Source organism: Shewanella sp. Koi 1 (assembly GCF_052907445.1).
On the sequence record NZ_JBREJM010000001.1, the window covers coordinates 2,987,985 to 3,005,337 of the forward strand.

At 47.8% G+C, this 17,353-nt stretch carries 12 protein-coding genes; 7 read left to right on the forward strand and 5 right to left on the reverse strand.

The features are described 5' to 3' along the window. Positions 1 to 10: 10 nt before the first annotated feature. The 3 genes from folX to gltS all read left to right on the forward strand — a co-directional run bounded on the left by folX (position 11) and on the right by gltS (position 3,114). Positions 11 to 376: a dihydroneopterin triphosphate 2'-epimerase gene (gene folX / locus ACUZ8J_RS13050; protein WP_011716595.1), complete on the forward strand. Its 366-nt coding sequence runs from the start codon at positions 11 to 13 to the stop codon at positions 374 to 376. A 73-nt stretch (positions 377 to 449) separates the two neighbouring features. Then, entirely contained in the window at positions 450 to 1,340 is an 891-nt protein-coding gene (locus ACUZ8J_RS13055; protein WP_446694036.1) for a TIGR01777 family oxidoreductase, read from the forward strand. 550 nt (positions 1,341 to 1,890) lie between these two features. Further along, entirely contained in the window at positions 1,891 to 3,114 is a 1,224-nt protein-coding gene (gene gltS, locus ACUZ8J_RS13060) for a sodium/glutamate symporter (protein ID WP_446694037.1), read from the forward strand. A gap of 87 nt (positions 3,115 to 3,201) precedes the next feature. Here the strand turns inward: gltS and lepB are convergent, their stop codons facing one another. The 3 genes from lepB to ACUZ8J_RS13075 form a co-directional block, all read right to left on the reverse strand. Further along, on the reverse strand, positions 3,202 to 3,864 hold the full coding sequence (gene lepB / locus ACUZ8J_RS13065) for a signal peptidase I (RefSeq protein ID WP_446694038.1): 663 nt from the start codon (positions 3,862 to 3,864) through the stop codon (positions 3,202 to 3,204). A gap of 328 nt (positions 3,865 to 4,192) precedes the next feature. Further along, a complete protein-coding gene (locus tag ACUZ8J_RS13070; protein WP_446694039.1) occupies positions 4,193 to 6,694 on the reverse strand; it encodes an ABC transporter permease in 2,502 nt (833 codons plus the stop codon). A 3-nt stretch (positions 6,695 to 6,697) separates the two neighbouring features. Further along, positions 6,698 to 7,447 carry an ABC transporter ATP-binding protein gene (locus ACUZ8J_RS13075; protein ID WP_144346153.1) on the reverse strand — a complete coding sequence of 250 codons (750 nt, stop codon included), beginning with the start codon at positions 7,445 to 7,447 and terminating at the stop codon, positions 6,698 to 6,700. 52 nt (positions 7,448 to 7,499) lie between these two features. Here ACUZ8J_RS13075 and ACUZ8J_RS13080 point away from each other — a divergent pair, with 52 nt between their 5' ends. After that, entirely contained in the window at positions 7,500 to 8,099 is a 600-nt protein-coding gene (locus ACUZ8J_RS13080) for an arylesterase (protein WP_037419972.1), read from the forward strand. A 144-nt stretch (positions 8,100 to 8,243) separates the two neighbouring features. Continuing rightward, entirely contained in the window at positions 8,244 to 9,311 is a 1,068-nt protein-coding gene (locus ACUZ8J_RS13085; protein WP_037419975.1) for a DUF3083 family protein, read from the forward strand. A 100-nt stretch (positions 9,312 to 9,411) separates the two neighbouring features. On the opposite strand, the gene ACUZ8J_RS13090 is transcribed toward ACUZ8J_RS13085, so the two are convergent. Beyond that, complete coding sequence (locus ACUZ8J_RS13090) at positions 9,412 to 10,143, reverse strand: AcvB/VirJ family lysyl-phosphatidylglycerol hydrolase (RefSeq protein WP_037428586.1); 732 nt, start codon at positions 10,141 to 10,143, stop codon at positions 9,412 to 9,414. 7 nt (positions 10,144 to 10,150) lie between these two features. Next, the gene (gene mprF / locus ACUZ8J_RS13095; RefSeq protein ID WP_446694040.1) at positions 10,151 to 12,703 is read right to left on the reverse strand and encodes a bifunctional lysylphosphatidylglycerol flippase/synthetase MprF; all 2,553 of its coding nucleotides are present in this window, start codon (positions 12,701 to 12,703) and stop codon (positions 10,151 to 10,153) included. 437 nt (positions 12,704 to 13,140) lie between these two features. Here mprF and ACUZ8J_RS13100 point away from each other — a divergent pair, with 437 nt between their 5' ends. Together ACUZ8J_RS13100 and ACUZ8J_RS13105 are read left to right on the forward strand one after the other, a co-directional pair. Further along, positions 13,141 to 15,876, forward strand: coding sequence for an SO2930 family diheme c-type cytochrome (locus ACUZ8J_RS13100; protein ID WP_446694041.1), 2,736 nt, complete (start codon positions 13,141 to 13,143; stop codon positions 15,874 to 15,876). Between the two features lie 139 nt (positions 15,877 to 16,015). After that, positions 16,016 to 17,200 carry an SO2930 family diheme c-type cytochrome gene (locus tag ACUZ8J_RS13105; RefSeq protein ID WP_446694042.1) on the forward strand — a complete coding sequence of 395 codons (1,185 nt, stop codon included), beginning with the start codon at positions 16,016 to 16,018 and terminating at the stop codon, positions 17,198 to 17,200. Positions 17,201 to 17,353: the final 153 nt, after the last annotated feature.

Below are 17,353 nucleotides of genomic sequence, written 5' to 3' on the forward strand. Positions count from 1 at the left end.
GATTGTCATTATGAAACCAGAAACCGCGATTATACGCATTAAAAACTTAAGACTGCGCACTTTTATCGGTATAAAAGAAGATGAAATCCAAAATCGGCAGGATGTGATCGTCAATGTCGTCATCCACTACTGTGCCGACAAGGCGCGCAACAGTGATAATGTCGACGATGCGCTGAATTATCGTACCATCACAAAAAAAATCATTGAGTTGATTGAAAACAATCGCTTCTCACTGCTCGAAAATCTCACCAGCCAGACATTAGCCATCGCCAGTGAACATCCTTGGGTCGAATTTGCCAGTGTCGAAATCGATAAGCCACACGCCCTGCGCTTTGCCGATTCGGTGTCGATGGAGCTGTGTTACCAAAAACAGTAATAAAGTGATCCCCGCACGCCCGTTATCGTATATTGCTTATAATCAAAGAAAACCATCAACCAAGGACTCGACGATGAAGATATTGATAACGGGAGCTAGTGGGTTTATTGGTCAACAGTTAGTCGCCCATTTAGCCAATCAGCATGAATTGGTCTTGCTCACCCGCCACCCCGGCACCAGTCGGCAACTATTAGGTCCGCAGCACCAATATCTCAGTACCTTAGATGAAATTGATGATTTAAATCATATCGATGCGGTGATAAATCTCGCCGGCGAGCCCATTGTTGCTAAACGTTGGAGCGCGCAGCAAAAACAGCGCATCTGCGATAGCCGCTGGAATACCACAGCGCGACTAAGCCAACTGATTTTACACAGCTGCACCCCACCCAAAGTGATGATAAGTGGCTCTGCCATCGGTTTTTATGGCCGCCAAGGCGCCATCCCCATCGATGAAACCGCAGCCCCACACCCCGAATTTAGCCATGATATTTGTCAGGAATGGGAGCGACTCGCGCAGCAAGCCGCCACCAAAACCCGCGTCTGCATCCTACGCACGGGTATAGTGCTTGGCCATGGCGGCGCACTCGCGAAGATGTTGCCACCGTTTAAATTGGGGCTAGGTGGACCTATAGGCCACGGCTGCCAAGGCATGAGTTGGATACACATTCAGGATATGGTGGCGCTGATAGACTTTTTACTCAACCATGACGAATGCGAGGGCATTTTTAATGCCACAGCGCCTAATCCTGTCAGTAACGCCGAGTTTGCCACCACCCTTGGTCGAGTATTAAATCGCCCGACCTTTATCACGACCCCAGCCGCTATGCTGCGACTCGCGATGGGCGAAATGGCGGAGTTACTTATCGAAGGGCAATTTGTGCTCCCCAAACATGCGCTAGATGCAGGGTTTAGCTTCCGTTTTGAGCGACTCGAACCAGCGCTAAGGGACGTACTCGCGAGTTAACAGTTTTTTCGACTCCGCCATTATCGGTAACTGGCTTGAGAATAAAATGTTACCAAGCGCAGAGTCGAGGGTTAACGCTATGCTGAATAATGGCTTGAAAATCAGAGATAAAAATCCCCTGTGGCGATTTATTTATCGACGTGATTTTTTGCAATGCAGCGCTCGCATCTGGCAACAGCCGAAAAACATAAATGCAACACAATGATTTTAAAGACAATTTAACGACATTGGCGCATTTTCCTGTTACACTCCCCACCTCTTGCTTATCGCTATTGACGTGTTAGCGCCCGCACTGAAGCACAGTTAACACTCCGAGCAAGTTCATTATCTTCAGTATCCGCCCCCTCTGTCGCGATGCTGATCAACTACACCAATACGGTTCATATTCGCGCTTAATACTCCTTCTCCAGTCTTGGGGATTGATAAGAATCTGTCCTTAGATCGCGCGTTTAACACTTAGCATTAGATAATGCTAAATAATGAGATGGGTCGCCCTCACTCAGCTTGAGTACAGCGGTATTCCCACACAAACCATTTGTAAGGAACTATCATGCACACCACTTATACAATTGGCGAACTCGAGTCGTTATTAATTGCTATCTTCGTGCTGTTTATTGGCCATTCCATCAATCGCCATGTGCGTGTTTTTAGACAATACAATATTCCCGAACCTATCGTTGGCGGACTGGTCGTCGCCGCCGTCGTGGCCTTTTTACATTTCCAAGACATCACCCTCGCCTTTAGTTTACCCATGCAAAACACCTTAATGCTGATGTTTTTCAGTACGATAGGTTTGTCGGCAAACTATAAGCTACTGCTCAGTGGCGGCAAAAAAGTGTTTATCTTCCTCGGCGTCGCTTCGGTCTATATTGTCATTCAAAATGCTGTTGGGGTGAGTCTTGCAAGCCTCCTAGGCTTAGATCCTATCTTAGGCCTTATCGCAGGCTCGATTACGCTGTCAGGCGGCCATGGGACTGGCGTTGCCTGGTCACAAACCTTTGCCGAAAACTACGGCATCAACACCTTAGAGCTTGCCATGGCTGCGGCTACCTTTGGCTTAGTCATGGGCGGCATTATCGGCGGCCCCGTCGCACAGCGATTAATTGGCAAACACAATCTGGTCTCAAGCTACGGCATGGGCCGTAAACACCACGCCACGCATCCTCAACTGGTCACCTACGATCAGCTCGAAGAAGACCAAGTCACCGCTAAGACAATCATCGAAACCCTGTTTGTACTGCTGATCTGCGTTGCTGGGGCCAAATGGTTTACTGTGTTTGTTAGCGAATATCAGCTGAATTGGCTCAAGATGCCGGACTTTGTCTATGCCCTGTTTCTTGGGGTGATCATCGCCAATATCACCGAAGTGACCCGAGGTTATAAACCCCATACTGAAAGTATCGATGTGATAGGTACTGTGGCGCTGTCGTTATTCCTCTCTATGGCCTTGATGAACCTCAAGTTGTGGGAAATTTTGGATCTGGCTATCCCACTACTGATAATCCTGCTGGTGCAAACCGCAGTGCTGGCGGTATTCGCCTATTTTGTAACCTTTAAAATTATGGGCAGCAACTATGACGCAGCGGTGATCACCGGCGGTCACTGTGGCTTTGGTATGGGGGCCACTCCTACTGCGGTGATGAATATGGGCGCACTAGTGTCACGCACAGGCCCTTCTCCTCAGGCCTTTATGGTGGTACCGATTGTCGGTGCCTTCTTTATCGATATAGTCAATTTAATTGTATTGCAGGGCTACCTCAGCTTTTTGATGTAAGGGTACAACGCTTTGCAATCACATAAAAATGGCGCCGATAAGAGCGCCATTTTTTATATCTCGTGAAGAGTGAAATCTAAGGACAAGTTAAAACGCGCGCATCATGCGCTCTGGCCGCGGCAAGTAATAATCGTTGTAATCCAATGAGAAGACTACTGAGCTTGAGCGGCCAACAATCTCCTCTCTGGGCACAAAGCCTATGACTCTTGAATCGGCACTGTTATCTCGATTGTCCCCTAGCGCCAAATACTGGTTATCAGGAACCGTAACTGGGCCAAAATTAGCCAGCTGCGAGGGCTGCGGATTGAGGCGAATACTGTGGGCTATGCCGAGGAGGTCCTCCTGCCATTCGGTGACATTCTCCGGCGCATAGGCACTTAATGTTTGCTGTGTATATGCGAGTGGTTTGCCATTTAAATACAAGCGATTATCCCGCATCATCACAGTATCACCGGGTACGGCGATCACCCGCTTAATCAGCTTTTTATCGGCGTTTTTAGAGTCGAACACGATAATATCCCCACGTGTTGGGTCCGCAAGTTTAACGAGTGGGATATGGGTAAATGGCACTCTGATATCGTAAGCCATCTTATTCACCAGAATGCGGTCGCCCTCAACAATCGTCGGCAACATAGAACCTGTCGGCACGGTATTCCAATCAGCCACTGCGCTCCTGAACACCAGCATTAGGCTGATAAACAATAAAATGGAGCGATTATCCCTAAGTAATGTTCTTATTCTTTTAAACATTCTGTTTATCTCCCTAAGGCCAAAATCCAGCAATCTTCTCGTTTGATGACAGTGCTAAGCTATCAATTGCCTGACGTAAGCAACGCTTGCAAGTTAAATAGACTCATAAATATCGGCTAAGTTCTTCGCGGATAACATCTTGGCTTTTTCCATTTGTAAGCCAATGTGACAAATGCTCAAACTTTGCCACAAACTTTGCCTCAACCTAAAACACTCAAATAATCGCCAATAAAAAAGCACTGGTTTAGGCCAGTGCTTTTTATTTTACAAAAGTGGTTTAAAAATAATGGCATTACGGCATTTGCCTTAACCGCTAACGCACCTTAACTTAAGCGCCCGCTTTTAATAATTCGGCGCAGGATTGATTGAGCAATTGGCGGCAGCGCCAAACACCCAGCAGCGCAACTAGCAAGGCGCCGCAGACTGGGGCAATCCCCCACCAGGGCCAGTGCATATACACGTTCAGCTCAAACACTTGGGTCTTTAACAGATACAGCGCAAATTCCGCCACTATCACTGCAAGCACACCAGCAATGCCCCCCAGTAAGGCAAATTCAAGCCCAGTGGCACTACGCAGTAACCAGCCCGAGGCGCCAAAGGTACGCAGCACCGCGAGTTCACGCTGGCGCGTCGCCATTCCCGCCTCGGTTTGGGCGATAAGCACTAAGGAACTCGCTAGTAAGACGAGGACCAAGACTAACGTCAGCGACAGTGACACCTGCTCAATGATCTGCCGCAATTGCCCCACCATGGCGCCAACATCGATAATTGATACCGTAGGAAACTGCTGAATAAGTTCGAGGATCACTGTGTTCTTTGGTGCATCATTCCCTTGCACATCCGGTTTTTTGTCATCGAGGTAAAAGCTTGCCATCGAGGTATAGGCAAAGGGCGCCAACGCTTCTTGGGTGAAGATCATAAAGAAGTTTGGCTGTAATGTTTCCCAGTGCACGGCACGAATACTGGCAACCTTAACCCTTAGCTCTTGGTTATCAATCATATAAGTCAGCGTATCACCCAGTTTTAGCCCTAAACGATCGGCAACACCGGATTCCACCGACACCTCATCAGCAGCTTGATTAAAATGCCCTTCAATCAACTCGTTGTTGGCAGGCAAGCTATTGCGCCAAGTGAGATTAAGCTCGCGGGAAATTCCTACTCGTCCCTTCTCTCCGGCCTCGGCCTGCTCATTAGAGATCAAGGTCTCACCATTAATTTGCGTCAGCCGGCCACGAATGACGGGGTAGATATCCGTGGCTGCTATGCCCTTTTGTGCCATAAAGTCGTTTAATGGTTTAGCATCATCGGGGGCGATATTGACCAAGAAATAGTTAGGTGCATTCTCGGGCAGCTGTTTTTGCCACTCGTTGAGTAAATCCTGTCTAAGCGCCAAAATCGTCAGTAACAATACCAAAGCCGCACTAAAGCCCACCAATTGCACCGCATTTTGCCGCGCACGGCGGCGTAACCCCGCAAGTGCCAGTTGCAATGGGTTGGTGGTTTTCATGCCGACACTGTGGCCAAGGCGGATCATCACAAAACCTAAAATACTGAGCAATACGCCGAGTAGCAGCACAGCCGCGACTACCGTCAGTGTCAGCGCCCAGCTTTGGGAATACAAATATCCCAACAGGGCCATCGCCCCTAAACTTAAGAGTAAATGCAGCCACATGCCGAGCTGCAAGCCTTCGAGTTGCCTTTGTAAGACTCGCAGTGGCGGAATCGCCAGTAAACGCATTAAAGGATAGGCCGAAAACATAAAGGCGCTGATAAGCCCAGTGCTGATCCCAAGCAGTAGCGGCCGCGTCAACGGCGGCGAATAGGCAGCGATTTCAGGGGGTAACAGTTGATTAATGCCTAAATCCAGCAGTGCCCCGCCGATTAACCCCAGCACAATGCCAAACAGCGTCACTAGTAGTAAATGGATGCCGAATAGTCGACGGATTTGAGTTGATGAGGCGCCAAAGGTTTTAAGCATAGCCACCACATCATAATGACGTTGGCAGTAACGCTGGGCGGCAATCCCAATCGCGGCGCAAGCAAGGGCAATACCGAGCAAGCTTGCCAGCAGTAAAAAACGCTCCGCCCGCTTCACCGCGCCCGCTATCGGTGAATCGCCAGACTGCACATCGACCCAGCGCTGGGAATTATTCAGCAGCGGTTTAACGCTATTTTCAAAGGCGCTTAAGGCACTTTCTTCACCCACAAATTGATACAGATACGTCACTCGGCTGCCGGGTTGGATAACCCCAGTCTTGGCGACATCTTCTATCCGCATTAATACCACGGGGGAAGAAGCGAACGGATTAAAGCCAGCATCGGGTAAGCGGCTGATTTCTTGACTTAAACGAAACTCACTGTTGCCTAATTCCAGTGTTTGCGGGTATCCCAAGAGTCCCCCTAAGCGACTCTCGAACCACACCTCATCGGCGTGGGGCAAGTCTTGGGCTTTTACATCTTGGCCATTGACCGCTTTAAGTTCGATGTCTCCCTTAAGTGGATAACCGGACTCAACCGCACGCACTGTGACTAACTGAAACTTATCCCCCGCATATACCATGGAATTAAATTGCATATTGGTGACATGCTTAAGGCCAAGCTCATCGGCCTTGGCCAGAATGCTGGCGTCAATTTGAACGGGAGAGTCGATAATACGATCGGCGGCGATAAACTGAGTCGCTTGTCCGTTGATAGCAACTTGCAAACGCTCACTGACCCGCGCAAGACCGCTAACCGACAGCACCGCCAAGGTAATGGCGAGGATAATCAATAACAACTGCCCCTGTTGCAACTCGCGCTTAAACAGGCGCCATGCCAAATTAAGCTCCATGGGTTAGGCCTCCTTGGCGCTTAATTCAAGGTTGTCATTCACATTGTGCGATTGGGCCGAATCCAACTCTTCCTGCAAGTGGCCGTTGTCCATAACCAGTTGCCTTTGGCAACGCTTCGCCAGTTGTAAGTCATGGGTGACTAGGATGAGTGTGGTGTGGCTCTCTTGGTTCAGTTCAAACAACATATCGGCAATTTTATGGCCGTTAACACTGTCCAAATTGCCGGTTGGCTCGTCGGCAAATAGCACTTTAGGTTCACAAATAAAGGCCCTCGCAATCGCAACCCTTTGCTGCTCACCGCCGGATAACTGTTTAGGTAAATGAGTCAAACGGTGGGATAACCCCACGCGCCCCAGCATGGCCTCGGCCTTCTCCTTGGCATTTTTAACCCCGGCAAGCTCGGCCGGTAGCATCACATTTTCAAGGGCGGTTAAGGTATCAACTAACATAAAAGATTGAAAAATAAAGCTCACTTTTTGCTTACGCAGCGCGGCTTTCTGTTCTTCATTGAGCGGTGATAGGGCCTGGCCATCGAGCCAAATCTCCCCCGCCGTTGGGGTGTCGAGCGCGGCGAGTAAGCCAAGTAGCGTCGATTTACCCGAGCCGGAGGGTCCTAATATCGCAACACTTTCGCCCTGCTTGACATCTAAGTTAATGCCCTTGAGGATAGTGAGCGAACCTTCCTGAGTAGTCACCGATTTTTCGAGGTTAACCACATTAATGGCACTATTTTTTGAAACGACGTTAGACATAGGATCCTTCTTATACAAATCGTTCTTGCGTCAATTGCTAAGATGCAAGCCTATGGCAAAGGCCGTGAGCGCCTGCATCCTGTTAAGTCTATTTATAACCACGCCAGTTCAGGCGGCGAAAGTGTTGATCCTCGGCGATAGCTTAGGTGCCAGCTATGGCATGTCGGAACAAGTAGGCTGGGTGGCACTGCTGCAAAAAAACTTACCCGAGCATGAATTTACCAACGGTTCGGTGAGCGGTGAAACGACAGCGGGCGGTTTGCGTCGTTTGCCTGCGCTGCTCGATTCCGTTGCCCCCGATTTGGTAGTAGTCGAACTCGGTGGTAACGATGGTCTACGTGGATTCCCCCCGACGCAACTCAAAAATAACCTAACCCAAATCATTACCCTAGCCCAAAATAGCGGTGCTAAAGTGCTACTGACCGAAATCATGGTACCGCCTAACTATGGCCCTCGCTATAGCCAAAAGTTCACCCAAGTGTATCAAGAGATTGCAAAAGATGAGGATATTGACCTTATCCCCTTCTTTATGCAGGAGGTCGCTCCCCATCCAGAGTTGATGCAAAGAGACGGTATTCATCCCAATGAAAAGGCCCAAGAGAAGATTGCCACTTGGATGCAACCTTGGATTGAAAAAGCCTTAACTCAATAAAATCGCTGCAATTTTAAGCTAATAAACAGCTTGCTGATGTAAACTTGTATTTAAGCGATAAAAACATGCTCCAACGCAACATTAACGCCTGAGATAAACAGTAAAATTCGTGTTAGCAAATGGTTAACCCAACAAGGAGTCAATATGTCCCTTAGCCATCAGCAAAAAGTGTACATACCCAAGGAAGCTCGTACCAATCAGTACATCACCGCCGAAATTAAAGTCACGGATGAATTACTGGCGCAATACCCCGATTACCATAGCTGTTATCAAACCTTAAGCCGCATTATTTTTAACTTGGCAGAACAACACGATCTCCGTAACGTCCATGTGATCACTAACGATAAACTGCCAGTCGTGCGTTACCATACCGAAGCGTATTGTTTCCAAACCGCTGAACAAATTCTGTTTTTTTACAATCCCGCCTATCACGAGGCACAAAATCTGTTCACTGCGGACAACTACCGCGCCCGCAAACTGCGTATTGTTTTCTTAGCGACTGGCGATGAAATCCGCAGCAACTCAGCTAATTTCCATACCCGTGTACGGGAGCTATTAAACGAATTAATGCCTAAGCTGCCGATTAAAGATCTTAAGGTAAAGATCCGCGACCACCAGCATTTATCCTATGATTTATTCGCCAAATCAAAAGGTAATAAAGAAACCTACGGCTATAAACTCAGAGCCATTGCACCAAGATACAAAGCCAGAAAATGTGACCTGCCGGAAAATGTCAGCTCACTCACCTATGTCACCGTCAGCCTGCCGCTGAGTCGCAAACTCAAACAAGGTTTACTACCAGAGTCAGCAACTGACTTTAGCCCGTTATATCAACACCTTGAGGATAATTTCATCAAGGCGGCTACCAATAAGCAATTAACGCGCTTGGCTATGATCGCCAACGGCTTAACTCCCTTAGTGCGTAACAGTAAGTTTGAAAAACTCGACAGCAAGGCCGAAGTGCAGATGATTGGTTTTGACCCGAACGCAACTGAGCAGCAAGTAATTCGCCGCTGGGATGCTGATAACTTAGTCGAAGCCGCGCATTTTACTATTGTCGCGGGTGCGAAGGACTGTGATGACTCAGGCTATGGCCGTTTTATGAATAACGTTGAAGCCGCATTGAAAACCTTTGCCGCCGAGATTGGGCTAGATCCTGAGCGTGAAGATCTCGTGGTGCGCTTCCACCAACACATTAGCTACCAACTCTAGTTATTCGCTGTAGCACGACCTAAAACAAAGGGCGCATCTGCGCCCTTTTTATCTATAATTGCAAAGCATTAGGCTCATACGATGCCCAGCACTAAAGCGCCTAACTGGTCTTCAGCCAACCTTTTATCAACTTGACCACTTTATCGTAATCGTCATCAAAACTGTGGCCACCGCTTAACTCCATCACAGTGACATTGGGCTGCTTGACCTCTGGGCATAAATGCAGCGGCGCATCGTCCTCTTTACCATAGAGACAAAGCATAGGCACAGTGGTTTGTTTGTTGACTTCGGGTAAGGTTAAGTAACGAGCCGATTGGTTATCCGAGGTGACAATCTCACTCACATGGATTTCAAAATCCGAGGATTGTGAAGGAGAAAGCAGCACAGCGCCCAAGACATTCTGCCGATATTGAGCGGGCATATCATTTAACACAAAGGGAATCACTTCGGCCCCGAAGGAATAACCAATCAAAATCACTTTTTGCGTGCCAAATTCCGCCTGGTACTTATCAATAATCGCTAAGGTATCTTGGGTGACCTCTTTAGGATCTTTTTGTTTCCAATAATATTTCAGCGAGCTCCAGCCGACGACAGGCCAGCCCTGCTGTTGCAAAATGCCCCCTACGGCTTTATCAAGCGTTGCCCAGCCACCGTCACCACTTAAAAAAATCACCAACGGTGGTTTGGCATGGGATGACGCAGCTTTTACCTGAGTTGATGATTCGACAGGCAATAGGGTCAGCCCCAAATTATCGGCAAACTCATCAGCAAAGACGTTAGCAGTGAAACATAAAAGTAAAACGCTCAGTAGCTTGATTAAGGATTTCGTCATCTCGCACCTACTTTTTAAATACGCCAGTTGTACCACGACTCGTTAAGGTCACCAGACTGCCCACCACTACAGGTAAAGAGAGCCCACCATAACAAATCAAATACTTAGCCTCCCACCTGGGATTAAACTTATCCTTATACCTTCTAAGCCCCTGAAAGTTGTAAAATTTATTTCCCTTCTTATAAACCGTTTTGGCAAGCTTAGTCCAAAATGGCACCAAGGCTCTATCAGTCAATCCAGACATGGGCGCCATGCCAAGATTGAACTGCTGATATCCTTGCTGTTTGCCCCATAGCAAGAGTTCTGTAAACAAAAAATCCATAATATTACTGCCCGATAAACTAGGCTCATAGCGCATCAAATCAACCGAAAACTCTATTTTGGCCGCACTGGCCCACACATTGGAAAAAGCTACAAGCTCGTCGTTTAAATACACTAAGGCCATCGGCGTGGCGCACAGGTAAGCAGCAGAAAAATACCCAACTGAAAATCCCTTTTCTCGACCTTGCTTCGCCTTAAGCCAGCTCGAAGAAATAACCTCTAACGTTGGCAATAGGGCCTTCACTTCACTGGCCTCGATAATTTTAAACCGTAACCCTTCCCTTAAAGCCTTCGCATGACTTTGACGCAAGCTACGATACTTACTCGACTGTAAATCAAATTCCGCTAAGGGCACTATGGCCTCCTCGCCGAGTTTATATAGGCTCAACCCTTGTTCTAAAAAGTGGGGTAAATACTTTTGCGTCACTTGATAAAACACCGGCCAACCATCGTAGGCGTCACACAGCTCGCGAAACTGCCACAGGAGATCATCAAATTTATCTGGATTACCGATAGGATCGCCCATCACCACCCAGCAATGTCCGGCGCGGGCATACATTAAGAAGGCATCTTTATCTTCATTAAATAACAGCGATTTATCTTGTACTAAGGCAAGATAACCGTGGCTACTCGGCGCATCGGCAACAATCTCCATGGCGCAGCTCAAGGCCGAGCTATCTAGGCGACTGGTATGGGGTTTTCGCACCGCAAGCACATAACGAATGGCAAAGCCAAGCAGAATCGCGAGAGCTATTGCACCGCCCCGTAACGCTCGGGACACATGGCTATCCTGCGAGAAGGTTAACCAGAGCGAATGGTCATAATCCACATCTTGGTAGGCAAAAAACAACACCCACACCATCAAAAATAATGCCGCGGCGAGGGATAATAACCAGCCGAAGGAATATTTAACGCCCACAATTGAACCTTGGCGATAAAACACCTGTTCACAGGGCAGCATTAATAAATAGATAAGACCGAATGCTAGAGAAATCTGCCATTCAGCGCCCTTAAGCACAATAAAGACAATGGCTACTAATAATAGCTTTTGGGTGAGTACAAAGGCTTTTTGATAACGCTTAAACAAGCCATGGGATAATAACAGTAGCGAAATACCACTGGCACTCAATATTAAGCTCGATAATTCGACTATCGGCAGTGGCACTATCTCCCCTAGCCAATGATATTTGTGCACAATGGAAGGATTAACCACTGACAGCAATAAAACTAAACCGACGGAAAACACACTAATGCTTAATAGTGGTGGTAATAACTGCCTGACAATATGTAAATCAATATTTATCTTAGATAATTTATCCTTATTACTTAATACTAAACCCGCCACAAAGTAAATCAGGGCCAGCATAAAAGGCACAATATAATAAATGACCCGATACACAATCACCGAGCCCAATATTTGTTCAACAGGTAAATACTGGGATAAGGTCACTGTTACTACAGATTCAAAAACACCAATCCCTCCAGGCACATGGGCAAGCACCCCGATGGCATTTGCCACAAAGAAAATACTGAGCACTTGAAGGTAACTTAAACCATCCACCGCAGGCAGCAGGGAATAGAATAATGTTCCCACCACTAACCAATCGAGTGTCGAGACCACAAACTGCTTCAACGACTGAGACAGTACGGGAGGCGCAAACTCAAACCCACGAAAATAAATCGGTTTTTTACGCCATAGACTAAACAGAAAATAGCCTACGACACCTAGCAGCATCAGAACACCAAACACGCGGCTTAAGGAAAACAGCCATGCTGGCAATGGCAAATCAGCCAATTGCTGCGCCGGGAAGTTAATCAGCGCGATACCACAAATGAAGAATAACCCGAGGAAAAAAGTCACCGAGCAGGCGAGCACTATTTGAGTAATCTGATTACCGCTTAACCCTAACTCTGAATAAAACTTATAGCGTATCGAAGTGCCTGTGAGTAATGAAAATCCTATGGTATTGGAAAAGGTAAAGGCTAAAAATGAAACGGGAGCGACCTTTTGATAGCTTAATGATGAGCCAAGTTGTTTAATCGCAAGATAATCATACAAGGTCAAGATTAAGTAGCTTGTCACAGTCAATGCAACGGCAAGCGCAAGCTGTGAAAATGAAAATAATTTAACCTCATCCAAAATATCATTTAATTGATAATCCTGCTCAAGGTTATACAAAAGCAATAACGAGACTGTGAATATTAGTAAGCTAATAATCACCCGGATGCGTCTCCCCATTTTCATCTCCACATATTGTTAAGGGGCAAATCAAGGTTAATGACTATTATGGATAAAGCATTAAATCTGAATTAACTTTAATTTATTATTAAGCGCTGTTTTAGCGAAAGATTTTTAACATAGTGATTTTTGAGTGGCAATCAAATTAAGCGTTAACTAGATGATGTTTTATTCATCTTGTAACAAGTATGTTTTAATTTGCATTAATAATATCCAACCGCCTTATCTGAACATAAAAACACCCGTAAGGGTATTCAGTTCCCCCCAACCACTTACCCATATTTTGGGATAAGAATATTGAGCTTAAATCGAGTCACGTAAAAACATCTCCCCTTACCGCAGCGATGACTTGCACCATTTTGGCCATATTTCACATTGCCTTTTGCTGCCCCTAGCGCATTCTGTTAACGAAATAATAACAAAAAGCAGGAGCACCTATGTTCAACAAGACGACACACCCATTGGCGAAGAAGGGCGTTAAGGCGACACCACGCCACCTTTGGCCAAGCAACTCCCACAGGAATAAAGTTCAAAGTAAGGCGAATTGGCTGATGCCAACTGGGGTCGCCCTACTGATGGCTTTTAATCTCACGGGTTGTTTTTCTGACGATGATCCAGCACCAGAGGTCGTCACGCCACCCGTGGTTCAGCCCCCTGAAACGGGCCCCACCTTCCCCGAAGGCGCCATCAAAATCCTGCCGGGGGATAATCTCACCACCCGTATTCAAGAAGCCTTAATCAACGCGCAAAGTGGTGCTGTGATTGTGCTACCAAAGGGCACCTTTAATATCGATTCGACACTACTGTTCGATGGCGACGTGGATGGGGATGGCAGTTATGCCAAAAACGTCACTATCATGGGCTACGGGATGAAGGACACTATCCTCAATTTCGCCCAAGCCAACTCGGGGGATGGGATTTTCGTGCAAAATGCGCTGAACATTACCATTCAAGATCTGTCAGTCAATGAAGCCAAAAACAACGGCATCAAGCTTAAAAATACCAATGGCATCATACTGCGCCGCGTGGGGGCGGTGTGGGAAGGTGAGCTCGACAAAGATAACGGCGCCTATGGTCTGTATCCCGTTGAGTGTGAAAACATTTTGATTGAAGACAGCTATGTCCGCGGCAGTGCCGATGCGGGCATTTATGTGGGCCAATCCCAATATATTGTGGTGCGCCGCAATATCGCCAAGGAAAACGTTGCGGGGATCGAAGTCGAAAACTCTAAGTATGCCGATGTGTATGACAACGAAGCCATGGGCAACACTGGCGGGATTTTAGTGTTCGACTTGCCAATCAATAACCACAGATACGGCTCTAGCGTGCGGATTTTCAACAACAAAGTGTATGACAACAACACGCCTAACTTCGCCAACGCCTCGGCCAACCCCGCAGGGGTGCATATAGTGCCGCCGGGCACAGGGGTGATTGTGTTGTCGACCGCCGATGTGGAAATCTTCAATAACGAAATTACCCACCACGATACCTTAGGGGTGACTGTCAGCAGCTTCTTTATTGCAGAACCCGATATGACCTCCTTTGTCGGCAACTATGGGCAACTAGGTCAAGCCATTGAAGATGGCTGGCGCCCAGTGCCGCGCAATATTTACTTGCACGACAACGTGATCACTGACTATGGCAGCAAGCCTAAAGGTTATTTAATTCAAGATATTATCCGTGCATATGTCATCAGTCACGGCACCTTGCCCGGCGTGCTCTACGACGGCTTAGGGGAAATGCTTGCCAATAACGGCACCGCTGCTTACCTAGGTTTGAAAGAGGCGCCCTTTGCCGCAGATGGCAGTGATAACGTCTGCGCCAGTGATAACGGTGATGTGTCCTATGGCAGACTCTATGCCAACAGCAACACCGACATCAGCATCGCCGATGTGCAATACGAGAAGACCCAGAACAACCTGCTGAAATGTACCCAAGTGAGCCTACCCGTACACACAGTCACCTTCGCGGGCCAAGTGTTTGGCTGCGGGGTTGACGATAATACCGCGGGTTGTGATGGCGGCGTGCTCGTTGGCGGCGGGGGCACTATCGGTGAAGGCGAAGGTGGCTTAGTGGGTGATGGTGACCAAAGTCTTTGTCAGGCGACGGGTTCAAACGTCAGTTGGGATGCACTGCTAAAAGCAAACTGCCCTAAACTGTCGGATTACAATCTGTTCAGCGATGCCAAAAACCCCACAACAGGACCTAATTCGGGCGGTGTCCCTTATGATCTTAACACTCAGCTCTTTACCGACTACGCCAGTAAATACCGCTTTGTATATTTGCCTTCGGGACAAAAAGCCAGTTACTCCGAAAACGAAGCGTTTGATTTCCCAGTGGGTAGCGTTATCGTCAAAACCTTTGCCTTACCAAGCGATACCAGTAAGCGCGGGATCAGTAACGAAAGTTTGATTGAAACCCGTTTGCTGATCCATCGTCCAACGGGTTGGAGCGCCCTGCCCTATGTGTGGAATGCCGATAAGACAGATGCAACACTGGCGAAAGCCGGTGCAATTAGCAGTCAAACCTTAAGCCATAAAGGAGAAAGTCTCACCTTTAATTACATGGTCCCGAGCATGAACCAATGTAAGCAGTGTCACCAGTTTAAGGCCGATGACAACAGCAACGCCGTGTTTGTGCCAATTGGTCCTAAGGCGCGCCATTTGAACCGCAACTACAGCTATCAAGATGGCACCATGAACCAACTGCTTAAATGGGAAAGCCTAGGTATTTTGCAGGGATTACCGAACCTGAGCCAAGTACCACAAGTGCCCGCCTACCATGATGGTGATGAAGCCACAGTCGCAAGCTTAAGCGATGCCGCATTAATGCAGACGGCTAAAGGTTATCTCGACATCAACTGTGCCCATTGCCATAGACCCGAGGGTAACGCCTCTAACACCGGTCTTAAACTCGAATACTGGCGTGGCTATAGCGATGATGCGGGTTTCTCCCACGGTACCTGTAAATCGCCAGTCGCCTATGGCGGTGGAAACTTAGGTTTCGACGTCGTGCCTGGCAATGCCGCTGAGTCCATCATGCACTTTAGAATGCAAAGTACGACCCCGGGCGATCGTATGCCTGAAATCGGTCGCAGCCTATCCCATGATGAAGGCGTGGCGCTGATCAGCGAATGGATTAAACGCCTGCCTGCAGCAAGCTGCTCGCACTAGCGTTAACGGTAACAATGGGTGAAAGCAGGCTTGCAATCACCCACTTGCTTACCACTCCAAGACTGAGCGCCCCCCCTGACAGAGAAGGCCGACTTAGGCCTTCTTATTTCAAGCAACAGCTTAAAGAGCGGATAAACCAATGAAAAACCGCCTAACACTCATCGCAATCTTCAGCCTAACGACCTTAGTAACCGCCTGTGGCGGCGGTGACAGCCAAAGCAGCGATAATGGCCAAACGCCGACTCCGCCGACGACACCAACTGTACCGACAACGCCCACTAGTTTGTGCGTGAATACGAGTGGGCAAGTTAACTGGCCCGCCTTAATGGCAGAGGACTGCCCGGAATTAAGTCAATATGGGCTCTTTATCGACCCCGCAACCCCCACCGCGCAGCCGCAAGCACCGGGATTTGGTTATCAGCTCGCCACGCAGCTATTTTCTAATTACGCCAGTAAATACCGCTTTATCTATTTACCCGCAGGCAGCAGCATGCAATACCAAGCGCAGGAGGCATTCGAGTTTCCAACTGGCGCCGTGCTAGTCAAAACCTTTGCTCTGCCACAGGATACGGCTATCACAGGCATAGCCAACGAAACCCTTATTGAAACACGGCTATTGATAAAACGCTCCCAAGGCTGGACGAGTCTGGTTTATCAATGGCAACAAGGTGAAGCAAAGCTGCTTACCGCGGGCGCAAGCGTGCATCATACCCTGATTAATCAAGGCCAAAGCCAAAGCTTTGATTACAACATACCGAGCCGCGCCGAGTGCAAAATTTGCCACCAGATCAATCAAGATAACAGCAGTCTAATCATTCCGATTGGCCTTAAAGCCCATCTATTGAATCGCGATATCATCGACCAAGGGCAAAGCGTCAATCAACTCAGCCTCTGGGCCAAACAAGGCAAGCTTGAGCAGTTACCCGAGTTAAGCCAAGTCGCTAAAACCTATGCCATAGACAACCTCCAAGCCGATTTAACCAGCCGTGCTAAGGGCTATTTAGATGTTAACTGCGCCCATTGCCACAGCGCCAAAGGCTATGCCAGCATCTCCGGCTTACGCCTTGGGTTTTATATCGACCATACCAGTTATCAATATGGGATCTGCAAACAACCGCCCGGCTGGGATGGCGGCCCTAAAGGACTCGATTACGATATCGTCCCCGGCAATGCCGACCACTCGATTTTGCTCTATCGCCAAACGCTGTCAGAACCTAAAGATCGCATGCCGCCCATTGGTCGCAACCTTGAGCACCAAGAAGGCGTGGAATTAATTCGTCAATGGATAGATTCACTGGCACCGAGTTTAGGGAATTGTACTTAGACATGTTCAGTAAGAAACTTGCTTATTACCAATCGCCACTGATTGAACCTGGTTAGATAATGATGCTAACTTACTGTCCAGTTGGAATGTTCATTCCAACTATAAATCCTTTCTAGATTAGTTTACTGATAGGGATGGGTAATACTCAGTTAA

Excerpts from the sequence above, each read along its gene's own strand:
- ACUZ8J_RS13080 (WP_037419972.1), top strand. The coding sequence starts at position 7,500 with ATGGCAAAGGCCGTGAGCGCCTGCATCCTGTTAAGTCTATTTATAACC.
- lepB (WP_446694038.1), bottom strand. The coding sequence starts at position 3,864 with ATGTTTAAAAGAATAAGAACATTACTTAGGGATAATCGCTCCATTTTA.
- ACUZ8J_RS13070 (WP_446694039.1), bottom strand. The coding sequence starts at position 6,694 with ATGGAGCTTAATTTGGCATGGCGCCTGTTTAAGCGCGAGTTGCAACAG.
- ACUZ8J_RS13085 (WP_037419975.1), top strand. The coding sequence starts at position 8,244 with ATGTCCCTTAGCCATCAGCAAAAAGTGTACATACCCAAGGAAGCTCGT.
- ACUZ8J_RS13055 (WP_446694036.1), top strand. The coding sequence starts at position 450 with ATGAAGATATTGATAACGGGAGCTAGTGGGTTTATTGGTCAACAGTTA.
- folX (WP_011716595.1), top strand. The coding sequence starts at position 11 with ATGAAACCAGAAACCGCGATTATACGCATTAAAAACTTAAGACTGCGC.
- ACUZ8J_RS13100 (WP_446694041.1), top strand. The coding sequence starts at position 13,141 with ATGTTCAACAAGACGACACACCCATTGGCGAAGAAGGGCGTTAAGGCG.
- gltS (WP_446694037.1), top strand. The coding sequence starts at position 1,891 with ATGCACACCACTTATACAATTGGCGAACTCGAGTCGTTATTAATTGCT.
- ACUZ8J_RS13090 (WP_037428586.1), bottom strand. The coding sequence starts at position 10,143 with ATGACGAAATCCTTAATCAAGCTACTGAGCGTTTTACTTTTATGTTTC.
- ACUZ8J_RS13075 (WP_144346153.1), bottom strand. The coding sequence starts at position 7,447 with ATGTCTAACGTCGTTTCAAAAAATAGTGCCATTAATGTGGTTAACCTC.
- mprF (WP_446694040.1), bottom strand. The coding sequence starts at position 12,703 with ATGGGGAGACGCATCCGGGTGATTATTAGCTTACTAATATTCACAGTC.
- ACUZ8J_RS13105 (WP_446694042.1), top strand. The coding sequence starts at position 16,016 with ATGAAAAACCGCCTAACACTCATCGCAATCTTCAGCCTAACGACCTTA.